Origin of the sequence: Actinokineospora pegani, from assembly GCF_009745975.1 — a bacterium.
Taxonomy (GTDB): Bacteria; Actinomycetota; Actinomycetes; order Mycobacteriales; family Pseudonocardiaceae; genus Actinokineospora; species Actinokineospora pegani.
In genome coordinates this window covers 181,761-196,339 of record NZ_WHOL01000107.1, presented here as the reverse complement: position 1 = coordinate 196,339, position 14,579 = coordinate 181,761, and the positions used below count along the sequence as shown (strand labels likewise).

The 14,579-nt window shown below is 72.8% G+C and carries 14 protein-coding genes; 8 read left to right on the top strand and 6 right to left on the bottom strand.

The window, feature by feature from the left end; translation table 11 throughout:
- Nucleotides 1–106: 106 nt before the first annotated feature.
- The 4 genes from GCL84_RS20775 to GCL84_RS20760 all read left to right on the top strand — a co-directional run bounded on the left by GCL84_RS20775 (nt 107) and on the right by GCL84_RS20760 (nt 3,105).
- A complete protein-coding gene (locus tag GCL84_RS20775; protein ID WP_156757186.1) occupies nt 107–1,060 on the top strand; it encodes a TIGR03557 family F420-dependent LLM class oxidoreductase in 954 nt (317 codons plus the stop codon).
- Nucleotides 1,061–1,121: 61 nt separating this feature from the next.
- Nucleotides 1,122–1,562, top strand: coding sequence for an SRPBCC family protein (locus GCL84_RS20770; protein WP_156757185.1), 441 nt, complete (start codon nt 1,122–1,124; stop codon nt 1,560–1,562).
- A gap of 225 nt (nt 1,563–1,787) precedes the next feature.
- A complete protein-coding gene (locus GCL84_RS20765) occupies nt 1,788–2,834 on the top strand; it encodes a DUF3103 family protein (RefSeq protein ID WP_156757184.1) in 1,047 nt (348 codons plus the stop codon).
- 49 nt (nt 2,835–2,883) lie between these two features.
- Complete coding sequence (locus GCL84_RS20760) at nt 2,884–3,105, top strand: hypothetical protein (RefSeq protein WP_156757183.1); 222 nt, start codon at nt 2,884–2,886, stop codon at nt 3,103–3,105.
- 48 nt (nt 3,106–3,153) lie between these two features.
- On the opposite strand, the gene GCL84_RS20755 is transcribed toward GCL84_RS20760, so the two are convergent.
- The gene (locus tag GCL84_RS20755) at nt 3,154–3,903 is read right to left on the bottom strand and encodes a class I SAM-dependent methyltransferase (RefSeq protein WP_156757182.1); all 750 of its coding nucleotides are present in this window, start codon (nt 3,901–3,903) and stop codon (nt 3,154–3,156) included.
- A gap of 107 nt (nt 3,904–4,010) precedes the next feature.
- On the opposite strand from GCL84_RS20755, the gene GCL84_RS20750 reads away from it, so the two are divergent.
- Nucleotides 4,011–4,892 (top strand): LysR substrate-binding domain-containing protein, encoded by an 882-nt coding sequence (locus tag GCL84_RS20750; protein WP_197523400.1) that lies wholly within the window; start codon nt 4,011–4,013, stop codon nt 4,890–4,892.
- Between the two features lie 76 nt (nt 4,893–4,968).
- Here GCL84_RS20750 and GCL84_RS20745 read toward each other — a convergent pair whose 3' ends face one another.
- Nucleotides 4,969–5,427, bottom strand: coding sequence for a MarR family winged helix-turn-helix transcriptional regulator (locus tag GCL84_RS20745; RefSeq protein ID WP_156757180.1), 459 nt, complete (start codon nt 5,425–5,427; stop codon nt 4,969–4,971).
- Nucleotides 5,428–5,481: 54 nt separating this feature from the next.
- Between GCL84_RS20745 and GCL84_RS20740 the strand changes: the two genes are divergently transcribed.
- From GCL84_RS20740 to GCL84_RS20730, 3 genes are all read left to right on the top strand, one after another.
- Nucleotides 5,482–7,581, top strand: coding sequence for an MMPL family transporter (locus GCL84_RS20740; RefSeq protein WP_156757179.1), 2,100 nt, complete (start codon nt 5,482–5,484; stop codon nt 7,579–7,581).
- Nucleotides 7,582–7,756: 175 nt separating this feature from the next.
- A complete protein-coding gene (locus GCL84_RS20735; RefSeq protein WP_156757178.1) occupies nt 7,757–8,854 on the top strand; it encodes a ferredoxin reductase in 1,098 nt (365 codons plus the stop codon).
- A 20-nt stretch (nt 8,855–8,874) separates the two neighbouring features.
- Nucleotides 8,875–10,065: a fatty acid desaturase family protein gene (locus GCL84_RS20730; RefSeq protein WP_156757177.1), complete on the top strand. Its 1,191-nt coding sequence runs from the start codon at nt 8,875–8,877 to the stop codon at nt 10,063–10,065.
- 5 nt (nt 10,066–10,070) lie between these two features.
- Here GCL84_RS20730 and GCL84_RS20725 read toward each other — a convergent pair whose 3' ends face one another.
- From GCL84_RS20725 to GCL84_RS20710, 4 genes are all read right to left on the bottom strand, one after another.
- Nucleotides 10,071–11,666 (bottom strand): ABC-F family ATP-binding cassette domain-containing protein, encoded by a 1,596-nt coding sequence (locus tag GCL84_RS20725; protein WP_156757176.1) that lies wholly within the window; start codon nt 11,664–11,666, stop codon nt 10,071–10,073.
- A gap of 207 nt (nt 11,667–11,873) precedes the next feature.
- Entirely contained in the window at nt 11,874–12,827 is a 954-nt protein-coding gene (locus GCL84_RS20720; protein ID WP_156757175.1) for a hypothetical protein, read from the bottom strand.
- A gap of 63 nt (nt 12,828–12,890) precedes the next feature.
- Entirely contained in the window at nt 12,891–13,850 is a 960-nt protein-coding gene (locus tag GCL84_RS20715; protein WP_156757174.1) for a hypothetical protein, read from the bottom strand.
- A 41-nt stretch (nt 13,851–13,891) separates the two neighbouring features.
- Nucleotides 13,892–14,485 carry a sigma-70 family RNA polymerase sigma factor gene (locus tag GCL84_RS20710; protein ID WP_156757173.1) on the bottom strand — a complete coding sequence of 198 codons (594 nt, stop codon included), beginning with the start codon at nt 14,483–14,485 and terminating at the stop codon, nt 13,892–13,894.
- Between the last annotated feature and the right edge of the window lie 94 nt (nt 14,486–14,579).

Here is a 14,579-nt window from a genome sequence, read left to right as displayed (position 1 = left end):
CTCCTGTGTGGACGACGGGTGCCAATCCATCAGAACATAGGCATGCGTGCATCACCAATCGGGGATACCCGAGAGTGAAACAACCGGCCGCGGGTAACCCCGGGCCATGGTGAGCATCGGGTATTTCCTGTCCAGCGAGGAGTTCGGCCCCAAGGAGCTGGTCCGCCAGGCGAGACTGGCCGAGGAGGCGGGCTTCGAGCGGCTGTGGATCTCCGACCACTTCCACCCCTGGTTGGACGAGCAGGGCAACAGCCCGTTCGTGTGGTCGGTCATCGGGGCGTTGTCCGAGGCGGTGTCGCTGCCGATCACGACCGCGGTGACCTGCCCGACCGTGCGCGTGCACCCGGCGATCATCGCCCAGGCGGCGGCGACGGCGGCGGTGCAGACCGACGGGCGCTTCATCCTCGGCCTGGGCAGCGGCGAGGCGCTCAACGAGCACATCCTGGGCGACCCGTGGCCCTCCCCCGGCGTCCGCCTGGACATGCTCGAGGAGTCGGTCGAGCTGATCAGGAAGCTGTTGACCGGCAAGGAGATCAGCTTCCACGGTGAGTACTACGAGGTGCAGGAGGCGCGGATCTACACGCTGCCCGAGCGGCCGGTGCCGATCTACGTCTCCGGTTTCGGCCCGCAGGCGACCGACCTGGCCGCGCGCATCGGCGACGGGTACTGCACGGTGCTGCCCGACGCCGACCTCATCGGGCGGTTCCGCAAGGGCAGCGGCGGCAAGCCGGTGCAGGCCGGGCTCAAGGTGTGCTGGGCGGAGACCGAGGAGCAGGGCAAGGCGACCGCGCACCGGCTCTGGCGCAACGAGGGCCTGGCGGGTCAGTTGGCGCAGACCATGCCCCGGCCCAGGGACTTCGAGGCCGCCGCCAGCCTGGTGACCCCCGAGGCCATCGGCGAGCAGGTGGTGTGCGGGCCCGACCTGGACCGGCACGCGGGCGCGGTGCGCGAGTTCGTCGACGCGGGCGCCGACGAGGTCTACGTGCAGCAGATCGGCTCCGACCACGAGGAGTTCTTCCGCCTGTGGGGCAAGGAGGTCATTCCCGCGTTCCGCGGTTAGGCCCGCTCCGGCCGGGTACTCCCGCGACAACAGCCGAACGTTCACGAAAGGACTGGTTCACTTGGGTGCCGTTGCGCACTACATCGAGGTAAACGCCCCGGCGCAGGCTTGCTACGACTGGTGGCGTTCGTTCGACAAGCTGCCGCAGGTGCTGTCCGACGTGCGCGAGGTGAAGGCCAAGGACGGTGGCGGCCACCGGACCGTGTGGACTGTGGACGGCCCGATGGGCAAGACGCTGACCTGGGAGGCCAACGTCGTCGAGGACGAGGCCCCGCACAAGATCGCCTGGGCGACCGTCGAGGGCACCGACCCGGATGTGCGCAACGCGGGCGTCGTCCGGTTCGACGACAAGGGCAACGGCCGCACGGGGTTCGAGATCAGCCTGTCCTACGACCCGCCCGCGGGCAAGCTCGGCGAGGCCGTCGCCTCGCTGTTCGCCGACCCGCAGAAGAAGGTCGAGCGGGCTGCCGCCGAGTTCAAGACGGTCATCGAGGCCCGATAGCGGCCACGTCGCCACACCCCCGGGTGGGCGAGAAGCCACGCCGACGTCGCGCGCACCCCAGAGCCGCCCAACTGGCACACCCAGGTGGGCACCGAGGTGGGCGCGACGTCGGCGTGGTCATGTCCAACTGTGATCGCTGGTGATCGACTCCGCCATTCGCCCTCTTGTCGCTCGCCCGCCAACAGACCACGCTTGTGGAAATCCTTTCACAACGAGGAGCTGGCGATGAGGGTTTCCAAGATGGGACTCGCCGTGGTGGTGCTGGCCGCCACGATCACCGGCGTCACCGCCGCCGAGGCGGCCCCCGCGGCTGGGCCCGTCGGGCAGATCACCGATCGGGTGGCGCGGGCCATCGCGGTCGAGGTCGGGCACGGTCCGGTCCCGGCTGTCGGGACCGATGGCGTGGACGCGCGGTCGGTCGGCGCGGGCGCGGTGCGCCGGGCCGTCGACCGGGCCAACGCCGACCTGCTCGCGGCCAAGGGCCTGCCCGCCGGGTCGGCCGACCTGCTGCGGGTGCGCCTGGGCGACAGCGGCATGGCGGCCGCGCTGGCAGGCGGGGAGAAGCCGCTGGTCGCGGCGGTGCCCGATGACGACGAGGGGACGACGTTCCGCGCCTACGCCCCCGGTGGCGGCGCCAGGACGCTGACCCTGGGCGTCATCCCCGACCAGCCGGTGCTGCTGGTGGAGGTCGACGTGGAGACCGCGACCACCATCGGCATGGACGTGGTCCGCGAGGCGGTGGCGGCCAAGGGGCTGGCGGCCGAGCGGGCCGCCGCGCGGGGCGGGTACTGGGCGACGAAGGTCAACCGGATCAGGGTCGGGGACAAGCAGGAGCCCTGGCCCAAGGGCAAAGCGGAGATGTTCACCCTGGTCGGCGGCTTCGGCCCGCAGGGCCGGGTCGCCATCGATCCGGTCGACATGCCCTACCTCGACGACGAGGACCGCGACTACTACCCGGGCCAACTCGTCGTGCACTGGAACCACTTCAAGTACAACGCCGCCGACATCGTCCTGATGGAGGACGACGGCGACACCAACTACCAGTCCCTCGCGCAGACCCTGATCTCCGCGCTGCTCACGATCGTCGACGGCGGCGCCCACATCCCCCTGGTCAACGCCATCATCAACGCCATGCCCGGCAAGTGGTGGACCGACGACCCGGACTACGTGGACTCCTGGTACACCCTCACCACCCAGTCCGCGGGCACCTTCACCGGCGCCGCGGGCAACGCCACGATCGACATCGCCCCCTACTGGGTCGGCGAGGTCTGACCGCCCGGCCGGCCCGGCGCCTCCCGCGCGCCGAACACCTCGAATCGCCATGCACTGCCCGACCGAGGACACCCCCGAAGACGACCCGGGCTCGTGGGACGGCGACGCGAAGATCTCCGACCTCGCACACGACGTGGCCGCCAGCTCCGATGTGCACCGCTTCCGGATCGAGGTCACCGAAGTCGTGCTCGCCACCGTCACCAACAACGGCGGAGTGGTGGTCGAGACCTGGCACCCCGGCCGGGGCTTCGAGCGCCGCGTTCGCATCTGACCCCGACAGCTCAGACCTGGAGGGGCCTGCTGCTCACGGAGCCCGCGCCTACTGGGTCGGCGAGGTCTGACCGCCCGGCCGGGCCGCGAGGAACACGAACTCGCGGCCCGGCCGGTCCGGCGCCTCCCGCACGTCGAGCACGCGGTAGCCGGTCGCCACCAGGCTCGCCTCCAGCTCGTCCTGGTCGCTGAACCGCAGTGTCGAGTCCGAGGTGATGACCGCGCCGTCGGCGTGGAAGCGGTAGGTGTGGCGGAACGTCACGAGCGGCAGGCTCACGTCGAGGAGTTCGAAGCGGCGCTCCACCAGGCCGACCCCGGGCACGTCGAGGGTGATCGGCTGGTTCTCGGTCGGCCAGTCCTGCCACACCCGGCGCCGCGGGCGCCTGGTCTCGAAGACGAGGTGTCCGCCGGGGCGCAGCGCGCGACCGACGCCGAGGAGGGTTCGCCGCCAGTCGGCCTCGGTGCCGAAGACCGATGCGACGTTGCCGGTCATCACGGCCAGGTCGGCCGCCACCGCGGGCAGCGCCTCGGCGTCGCCGTGCAGCCAGGTGACCGCGCCTGCCCCGGGCTTCGCCCGCGCCACGGCGAGCGAGGCCTCGGCGGGGTCGACACCCACGACCTCCCGGCCGGTCCCCGCGAGGAGCAGGGCCAGGCACCCGGTGCCGCACCCGACGTCGACGACGCGGTGGGCGCCGAGCTCGTCCGCGATCGCGAGGTAGGCCGCCAAGTCGTCGCGGTCGCCGTCGAAGGCGTCGTAGAGGGGTGCGAGGCGGGGGTGGGCGAAGATCGCGTCCGGCACCCGACGACCTTAACCACGCCTTCGCGGGCCTGCGAACGGGTTTGCAGCCGGCTGGGGCGCGCTCCCCCGGGGATTGGCTTGTCGGTCCCCCGCGCCATGATGGCGGGGTGGATGTTCGGGATCTTGAGTACCTGGTGGCGGTCGGGGAGACCCAGCACTTCGGCCGCGCCGCCGAGCGCCTCGGCGTGCGGGCCGAGGACCTGACCCGCTGGTCGCACGAGATCGAGAAGGCCACCGGCCTGCCGCTGTTCGAGCGCACGGTCCGCCGGGTGCGGCTCACGGCCTCGGGCGCGCGCGTCGAGTCCGAGGCGCTGCGCGCGCTGACGGCCGTGCGCGCGGTCGACTCCGTGGCCAAGGCGCTGCGGGAGGGCTGGTCGGGCCAGGTGGGGCTGGGCTACGTCCCGGGCGCGGCGCACCTGGCGGCGGCGCTGCGCGCCAAGGTCGAGCAGGACCGGGCGGGCCTGGAGGTCGTGGCCACGCCCATGTGGGGCCTGCGCGCGCTGGCGGCCCTGGACCGCAGCGACGTCGACCTCGCCCTGGTCCGCGACCCCCTCCCCGAGGAGGGTGTCGAGTCCCTGTTGCTCGGCTGCCACCGCGACAGCCAGGTCGCCGTCCCCTCCCCCGGTCCGCTGTCGGGCAAGACCCGGCTGCCGCTGCGCGAGTTCGAGGCCCAGGGCTTCCTGCTGCCGGAGCGCGACGTGTCCCCGTCCGTGCACGACGCGACGGTCCGGTTCCTGGCGGAGAACGGCGTCGCCCCGGTCTGGAAGCACCACCGGCTGATGGAGCAGGACCAGCAACTGGCGATGGTGGCCGCGGGGGTGGGCGTCGCGCTGGTGCACCCGGACGTGTCGCACCCGGGGGTGGCGGTGGTGCCCCTGGTCGAGAAGGGCCCGGAGCACCGCTTCCACCTGCTCTGGCGCGCCAACGACACCTCCCCGCTGGTGACCGCCGCCATCACCGCGGCCACCGCGCTGGTGGGCGTCCGCTAGAGCGGTCACCCGGTCTGCCCGCCGCCTTCGGGCCGATGGGTGGTCCGCGGTCCTCGACTGGCGCCAGGCCCCGCCCTCAGCGCTGATCCGGTTCCGGCACGCCGAAGCTCGTCCGCACCTCGCGCAGGAAGTCCAGCACGGCGTCCTGGTGCTCGGGGGGAAGCGCGGCGAAGTGGGCCTGCAGCCGGGTGCCGATGCCGACCATGATCGTGCGCACGTCGGCGACCGCGGCCGGGGAGGGCCGCAGGACCACGCCGCGCCGGTCGGCCGGGTTCGGCTCGCGGGTGATGAGCCCGGCCGCCTCCAGCCGGTCGAGGACGAAGGTCACCGCGCCCCGGGAGACGTTGAGGTCCGCGACGAGCCGCGACGGGGTCGTGCCCGGCACCCGGGCGATGATCTCCAGCGCGGCCGTGTCGGTGGCGTTGAGCTCGAAGTGGTCGCCGATGCGCCGTTCGAGGCCGCGGAACCCGGTCATCAACTGCCGCAGCTCCTCGACGACGTCAGTCCCCCGGCGACTGCTCGGCGTGTCGGTCATACCGGCATGGTACAACTCCTGGATAATACAAAATCTGTACTAAAGGAGGCTTGGGTGAGGTTTCTCGGACGCGTGCAAACCGGGCGGATCAGCGCGGTGGTGTTGCTCGTCGCGGCGTTCGCCGTGGTGGGCGCGCTGTTCGCGCTGCTGCCCACGTCCTCCGGGGACACCGTCCCCGCCCAGGGCGGCCCGGCCTCGGCCGAGTCGTCGCGGGCCGCCGAGGTGCTGGACCGGTTCCCGGGCGCGGACCAGACCTCCGCGCTCGTGCTCTTCGCCGCGCCCGGGGGGACGGCGTTGACCCCGGCGCACCAGGAGGCGATCGCCGGGCGGGCGGCGGCGCTCGCGGCGGGCTCGTCGGCGCCGCGGGCGGTGCGGCCGCAGGTCAGCGCGGACGGGACGGCGGCGCTCGTGGTCGTCCCGCTGGCGGCCGAGTCCGGCGCGGACGGGATCGCCGCGCAGGCCGACGCGCTGCGCCGGACGGCGGCCGAGGGCCTGCCGGACGGGCTCGAGACGTGGCTGACCGGCCCGGTCGGCTTCCAGGCCGACACCGCGAACTCGTTCGCCGGGGCGGACGTGCGGCTGCTGCTGATCACCGCGGGCGTGGTCGCGCTGCTGCTGATCATCACCTACCGCAGCCCGGTGCTGTGGCTGGTGCCGCTGACGGTGGTGGCCGTGGCCGACGGGCTCGCCCGGTTCGTCGTCGCGGCGGTCGCCGACGCCTTCGACATCCCGGTGGACGCCTCCATCCTGGGCATCCTGTCCGTCCTCGTGTTCGGGGCGGGCACCAACTACGCGCTGCTGCTCATCGCCCGCTACCGGGAGGAGCTGCTGGTCGAGCCGGACCCGCGGGCGGCGATGCGCACGGCGGTCAGCGGGGCCGGGCCCGCCATCCTCGCCTCCGGCGGGACCGTGGTGCTGAGCCTGCTGATGCTGGTGTTCGCCTCGCTCGAGGGCAACCGGGCGCTGGGCATCGCGTGCGCGATCGGCATCGCCATCGCGCTCGTCATGGCCCTGGGGGTGCTGCCCGCCGCGATCGTGGTGTGCGGGCGCGGGTTGTTCTGGCCGTTCGTCCCCCGTGTCCACAGCGGACCGGTCGACCTGGCCGAGTCGCACCGGGTCTGGGTCCGGATCGGGTCCGCGGTGCGGCGGTGGCCGGTCCGGTTCGTCGCGGCCTCGGTCCTGCTGATCGCGTTCCTGAGCCTCGGCCTGGCCGGGGCCTCGGTCGGCCTGACCCAGACCGACCAGTTGCTGGGCGAACCGGAGGCGGTGCGGGGCGCGGAACGGCTCGCCGCGGCGTTCCCCGGGCAGTTCGGCGGGCAGACGAGCGTGGTGGCCCCCGCGGCCGTCGCCGAGGAGGCGGTGTCCGTCGCCGATGGCGTCGGTGGCGTGGCCTCGGCGCGCGCGGGGGTGAGCGCGAACGGCTGGACCAGGATCGACGTGGTGCTGTCCGGCACCCCGCAGAGCGACGAGGCCTTCGACGCCGTGCGGGGTCTCCGCGCCGCGTACGCCGAACAGCCGGGTCCGCTGCGGGAGGCCTTGGTGGGCGGCGCCGACGCGTCCGCCCTCGACCAGGACGACGCCGAGGCCCGCGACCGCGCGGTGATCATCCCGCTGATCCTGGTGGTGGTCTTCGGCGTGCTCCTGGTGCTGCTGCGCTCCCTGGTCGCCCCGCTCATCCTCATCGTCAGCGTCGTCGCCACCTACGTGGCGAGCCTCGGCGCGGGCAACTGGCTGTTCCAGCACGTCTTCGGCTTCGCCGCCTTCGACACCCGCGTCCTGCTCTACGCCTTCCTGTTCCTCGTCGCCCTGGGCGTCGACTACAACATCTTCCTGGCCACCCGGGCCCGCGAGGAACGAGAACGCCTCGGCGCCGTCGAGGGCATGCACGAGGCCCTCACCCGCACCGGCAGCGTCATCACCAGCGCGGGCATCCTCCTGGCCGCCGTCTTCGTGGTCCTGGGCGTCCTCCCCGTCGTGGCCCTGGCCCAGATCGGCGCCATCGTCTGCATCGGCGTCCTCCTGGACACCCTCGTCGTGCGCACCCTGCTCGTCCCCGCCCTGGCCTTCCTGCTCGGCGACCGCTTCTGGTGGCCCGCCAAGCCGCCGACCCTGGACCAGCCCGCACACACCCAGACGGTGGCCGAGAGCCGGTAGGGCGCAGGGCAGGCCGTGGCACCCGGCTCCCCTCTCCGTTCTGTGGATCACCACCCGACCGTGTCTCAACCTGCGTAACGACCCCCCAACGCGCCGTTGGAGTCGCGAACCGACGTGGTCTGGGTCATGCTCGGACGATCGGTACTACCCGAACGGGCGAACGTGAGGGGGCGCGATGGTCGAGCGCGGAGCGGTTCCGGCGCTGTCCCGGGTGCACCGGGTGGTGCGCAGGCTGGGCCGGGTGCTGACGTCCCCGCTGCTGCCCGACGACTACTTCGCCCTGCTGCGGCCCGACTGGTCGGCGCGCGAGTCGACCGGCACGGTGACCGAGGTGCGCAGGCAGCGCGGTGGCGCGGTCACGATCGTCGTCGACCCGCACTTCCGCTGGCCAGGGCACCGGCCGGGGCAGTACCTGCGGATCGGCCTGGAGATCAACGGCATCCGGCACTGGCGGGCGTACACGATCACCTCCGACCCCGACCACCCCGGCGGGCTGGTGTCGATCACCGTCAAGCGCACCGAGGGCGGCAAGGTCTCGCCGTTCCTCAACGAGAGCCTGCAGCCCGGCAGGCGGGTGTTCCTCGGCGAGGTCGAGGGCGAGTTCACCCTCCCCGTCCCGCTGCCCGCCAAGGCCCTGTTCCTGTCCGCGGGCAGCGGTGTCACGCCGGTCATGGCGATGCTGCGCGAACTGGAGCGCGAACGGGCGCTGCACGACGTCTTGCACATCCACAGCGCGCGCGACAAGAACGACGTGATCTTCGGGACGATGCTGCGGCGCATGGCCGAGCGCAATCCCGGGTACCGCCTGTGCGAGGTACACACCGCGACCGAGGAGCGGTTCAGTCCGGCCAGCCTCGACGAGCGCTGCCCGGACTGGCGGGAGCGGCAGGTGTTCCTGTCCGGGCCGCGCAAGATGATCGACGCCGTCACCGGGCACTTCGACGGCGCGGGTGTCGGCGACAACCTGCACGTGGAGCGCTTCCAGCCGGTGATCGGCACCGGTGGCGGCGAGGGCGCCGGTGGCAGCGTCCGGTTCCGGGTCTCCGACGGGCGGGCCGAGTGCGAGTCCGGGGTGTCGATCCTGGTCGGCGGCGAGCGGGCGGGCGTCACGCTGCCCTACGGCTGCCGGATGGGCATCTGCCACTCGTGCGTGGGCAGGCTGCGCGACGGTGCCGTGCGCGATCTGCGGACCGGGGCGGTCACCGTCGCCGACGGGCAGATGGTGCGCACCTGTGTCAGCGCGCCGGACGGCGAGATTGAGATCGACCTCTGACGATGGGAGACGGGCCAGCGATGGGCCAGAAAACGGCGAAACCGACCCCCTACGACCCGGACAACCCGCTGTACAAGCTCTCCGACGAGCAGTTGGCGGGGATCGCGCGCGAGTTCGACGCGCTGCACGACCAGGTGTTCGGCGAGCTGGGCGAGGTCGACGCCCGCTACATCCGCAGCATGATCACCTTCCACCGGCGGCTGGCGCTGGCCTCGCGGGCGGTCCTGCTGTTCTCCAGGTACAAACCCGCGTGGCTGCTGGGCACGGCCGGGCTCGGGATCGCCAAGATCCTGGAGAACATGGAGATCGGCCACAACGTCATGCACGGCCAGTGGGACTGGATGAACGACCCGAACATCCACTCGTCCACCTGGGACTGGGACACCGCGTCCCCCGCGGCGGCGTGGAAGCACTCGCACAACTACGTCCACCACACCTACACCAATGTGATCGGCAAGGACAAGGACGTCGGCTACGAGATCATGCGGGTCGACGCCAGGCAGAAGTGGCACCCGGTGTACCTGGCGCAGCCGCTCTACAACATCGTGCTGATGGCGTTCTTCGAGTGGGGCGTGGCGCTGCACGACCTGGACTTCGAGGCGATCAGGAAGGGCCGCAAGTCCAAGAAGCAGCTCGTCGACGAGTTCAAGGCCATCGGGCAGAAGGCGCGTCGTCAGGTCCTCAAGGACTACCTGGTCCACCCGGCGCTCGCGGGCAGGAAGGGCTTCAAGTCGACGCTGCTGGCGAACTTCACCGCCAACATCATCCGCAACGTGTGGTCGCACGCGATCATCTTCTGCGGTCACTTCCCGGACCAGACCTTCATGTTCACCGAGGAGGAGGTCGCCGACGAGAGCCGTGGCGCGTGGTACGTGCGCCAGCTCATCGGCGCGGCCAACATCGAGGGCGGCCCGCTGTTCCACGTCATGGCGGGCAACCTGTCGTTCCAGGTGGAGCACCACCTGTTCCCGGACATGCCCAGCTCCCGGTACCAGGAGATCGCGCCGAAGGTGCGCGAGATCTGCGAGCGCTACGGGCTGCCGTACAACACCGGGCCGCTGGGCAAGCAGTGGGGCGCGGTGCAGCGCACCATCCTGCGGCTGGCCTTCCCCGGTGGCGGGCCCCGGCCGAAGCCGGGGCCGCACACCGAGCCGCCGGAGGTCAAGGCGCGGCGGGAGGCGAGCCGGGACAAGGTGCCCGCCTTCCCCTGAGCCCGTCACCCCAGGCGTTCGACCAGCACGCCGTCGGCCAGCGCGAGTTCGCGGGTGGCGCCGATGTCGGCGAGGAACACCGGGTCGTGGCTGACCACGATCAGCGCGCCCCGGTAGGCGTTGAGCGCCTCGGTGAGCTGCTCGACGCTGGTCAGGTCGAGGTTGTTCGTCGGCTCGTCGAGCAGCAGGAGCTGCGGGGCGGGCTCGGCGGTCAGCACGCAGGCCAGGGTGGCGCGCAGCAGCTCCCCACCGGACAGGGTCGACACCGGCTGCTGGGCCTTGGGGCCGCGCAGCAGGAAGCGGGCCAGCAGGTTCATCCGGTCGGCGTCGGGCATGCCCGGCGCGGCGGTCCGCAGGTTCTGCGCGGCGGAGCGGTCCGGGTCGAGCAGGTCCAGGCGCTGCGACAGGTAGGCGACGCGACCGTCGGCCCTGGTCAGCACGCCCGCGTCCGGGTCGCGGTCGCCCGCGACGACCCGCAGCAGGGTGGACTTGCCCGCGCCGTTGGGCCCGGTCAGCGCGATCCGCTCCGGGCCGCGCACGATCAGGTCCAGGCCGGGGCCGAACAGCGCCCCGACGCGGACGCGCTCGGCGTGGAAGACCGTGCGCCCGGCGGGGACCGCGGTGTCGGGCAGGTCGAGCACGAGCTTGTCGTCGTCCCGGACGGCGCGGCCCGCGGTGTCGAGCTTCTCGCGGGCGGCGTCGACGCGGGCTGAGTGCGTGCCCTCGGCCCGGCCCGCCGACTCCTGGGCGCGCCGCTTGAGCCCGCCCTGGATGATCTTCGGGATGTCGGTGTTGGTGCGCGCGGCGTTGTTCTGCCTGCGCTGGGCGCGCTCGCGGGCCTGCTGCATCTCCCGCTTCTCCTTCTTGAGCTGCTGCTCGGCGTTGCGCACCTGCCGCTGGGCGAGCTGCTGCTCGGCGGCGCGGGCTTGCTGGAACGCGCTGAACGCGCCGCCGAAGACCCGCACCTCGGCCCGGTCGACCTCGGCGATGCGGTCGACCATCTCCAGCAGCTCGCGGTCGTGGCTGACCACCAGCAGCGTGCCGCGCCAGCCCTGGAGCACCGCGTGCAGCCGGGAGCGGGCCGCCCGGTCGAGGTTGTTGGTCGGCTCGTCGAGCAGCAGCACGTCGGGTTGGCGCAGGAGTTGGGCGGCGAGCCCGAGGGAGACGACCTGGCCGCCGCTGAGCGTGCCGATGCGGCGGTCCAGCCCGACGCCGTCGAGGCCGAGGCGGTCGAGTTCGAGGCGGGCGCGGTCCTCGGCGTCCCAGTCGGCGCCGATGGTGGTGAAGTGCCGCTCGTCGGTGTCGCCGGACTCGATGGCGGCCAGCGCGGCGAGGACCGGCGCGATGCCCAGCACCTCGGCGACGGTGGGCTCGCCGTCGAGCGGGAGCGTCTGCGGCAGGTGGCCGAGGACGCCGTCGACGGTGACGCTGCCCGCGACCGGGGTGAGCTCGCCCGCGATGAGCCGGAGCAGGGTGCTCTTGCCGCTGCCGTTGTCGCCGACCAGGCCAATGCGGCCGGTGCCCGCCGACCAGGTCAGCTCGTCGAAGACGGGGGTGCCGTCTGGCCAGGAGAAGGACAGGGACGTGCAGGTGATGGACATGCCGGAAGACCCCAAGCGTGTGTCGGGTGAGAGGGGGACGAGCGCACGGCTGACCAGCGGTCCCACCCTGGATCGGGAGAACCGCCCGCCGTCCCGGGGTCACCCGGAGATGTCGTCCTCGGCCACCAGCACCGGTGTCACTCCTCGCGTTGATCTTCCGGCACAGATCGTACTGGGTGCGGTGGCGCTCGGCAGCGGCAGAAGCGCTCAGCCCCGGATCGACCGGGCTTTGTGGAACCGGTCAACCGGGTCGCCGAAGTACGCCCACGGCAGCTCGTCCGGGCCCGCCCCCGCCAGCGCCATGTGCCGGGCCAGGCGGGAGCGGGCCGGGGCGGAGCAGGCGAAGCCCTCCGCCAGCTCCAGGTAGAACGCGGCGAAGACCTGGTGCGCCGAGCCCGACCGGGGGTGGCGCCCGCCCCCGAACGGCGGGGTGGCGAGGAGGCGGTCGGAGGCGGCGTCGACCTCGGCGCGGACGGACTCGTCCCGGAGGTAGCCGGTGCCGCGGCGCAGGCGCTTGAAGAAGCCGCCCTCGGTGAGGGTCTCGAGGTAGGACTCGAGGTGGGCCAGGGCGACCAGGGCGTGCAGCGGGTGGCCGTCGGGCAGGTCGGCGGCGGTGGCGTGGGCGAAGCCCAGCATCTGCTCACGGGTGCCGAACCACTTGGGGGCCAGCGATTGCAGGCGGTTCAGGCGGGCGCTGTAGAGCAGCGGCGCGCGGCGGACGACCTCGATGAAGGCCGAGGCGGGCTGCTCGTCGTCGGCGGCGAACGGCAGGACGCAGGCCAGCAGGAGCGACCAGGGCACCGGGTCGTCGGGGTCGAACTCGGCCGCCTCCATGATGAACTCGTCCGCGGCGGCCATGAAGTCCGCCGCGGCCTCCACGCCCAGGCGGGTGACGGTGGCGCCGCGCCCCGGGCCGCGTGACCCCCACCCGGCGGTGGCGCACGCGGCGGGGCGCAGCAGGGCGGTCTCCGGGACGTCCGGGATCTTCTCGTAGACCGGCAGGACGTGGTCGCCGATGAACCCGATCACCAGGTCACGGCGGTCCCAGTCGCCCCGGGTCGCGGTCACGAGGTCGATGGCGGGCCCCGGGTCGCCCTCTCCCGCGGCGAGGGCGGCGGCGCGCAGCTCGGGGTCTTCCCACCCCTGGGCGAGGTCCGGCACGCGCGGTATCAGACCACAGTGCGCCGTCCGGGGGAAGGCGGTCACCCCCCTCCGGGTGAACGGTCAGGGCCGGACGTCGTGCGCGAGCTGGAACAGCTTCTGGTGGTCGCCGAAGTACCTCCACGGCCAGGTGACCGGGCCGGGGCCCGCGTTGGCGATGTGCCTGGCCAGCCGGGTGCGGCCGACGGGGGACCCGCCGCCGTGCAGCTCGACGGCGAGGTAGAACGCCGCGAACACCTGGTGGGCGGTCATCGACCTGGGGTGGGGCAGTGTCCCCGGCCCGGCCAGCAGCCGGTCGGAGGCGGCGTCGACCTGCGCGATGACCTCCCAGTCGCGCAGGTAGGCGCCCTTCCTGGCCGCGCGCCGCCAGCGCCCGCCCGTCGCGTCCTGCTCGACGCGGTTCTCCACGTGGCCCTCGATGTGCGCGGCGGGCACCAGCGCCAGCAGCGGGTCACCGTCGGGCAGGTCCTCGACGTGCGCGGTGGCGAAGCCGAACATCTCCTCCAGCGAGCCGTACCAGCGCGGCGCCAGGGAGATGAGCCGGTTCTTCGTCGCCGAGTACAGGCCGGGGAACCGGCTGACCACCGCCAGGTACGCCCGTCCGGGCTCCTCCCGGTCAGTGGGCAGGCCCAGCGCGCAGGTCAGCAGCACCGACCACGGCACCGGGTCCTCCGGATCGGCCGCGGCGGCCTCGGCGACGCACTCGCGCGCGTCGGCGTGGTAGTCGGCCATGCCTTGGAACTGGACCCGCTCGGTCTCCGCGGCCAGTTGACCACCCCTGGTCTCCCAGCCCGCCGCGCACAGCGCGGACGCGCGCAGCAGCGCCGCGCCGGGGCGGTCCGGGATCTCGTCGAACACGGCCAGCGAGACCGGGCCGAGCACGTCCACCACGAGCTCGCGCCTGGCCCAGTCGCCGCGGGTCGAGGCCACCAGGTCCACCGCGGGAACGGGGTCGCCCGAGTACACCGCGCTCACGGCCGCGTGCAGCTCCGGGTCGAACCACCCCAGGTCGAAGTCCACCACGGCGCAATGAGACCACAGGCGACATTCCGGGCGAAAACGGGTCAGGCCTGGCCTTTGAGCCGCTTGCGCAGGGTGTTCAGGGCCCGGTGCTGGGCGACGCGGACCGCGCCCGGGGTGGAGCCCACGGCGTGCGCGGTCTCGACCGAGCCCAGGCCGATGACGAAGCGCAGGTGCAGGATCTCGCGCTGGGCGGCGGGCAGGGTGTCCACCAGCGAGCGGGCGTGCGCGCCCAACTCGGCGTTGAGCGCCGCCTGCTCCGGGCCGACGCCGGGGTCCGGGCGCTGGCACGGGTCGGCCAACGGCTCGGTGCGGTCGCGGCCGCGGGCGCGGAAGGCGTCGGCGATCTTGTGCGCGGCGATGCCGGAGACGAACGCCATGAACGGCTTGCCGTCCCAGCGGAACGTCGGGATCGCCTTGACCAGCGCCAGGCAGATCTCCTGCACGACGTCTTCGTGCGCGGTGCCCAGCGAGGCCATGCGGTAGCGCACCTTGCGGGCCACGATCGGCCGCACCAGGGCCAGGATGTCGGCCAGTGCCCGTTCGTCGCCCGCGTGCAGGCGCTCCAGGTGCGCGCGGATCTGGGCGTCCATCCACTCGTCCGCCGCATCCGCGTCCCGCGGTTCCCGTTCGCCCATCTCGCCACTCCCGGTTCACGACCGACCCTCGCGTTCGGACGCGGGTTCGATCCTGCGGGAAGCACGGCGCGAAGTCACCGGGAATGGCGGTTTC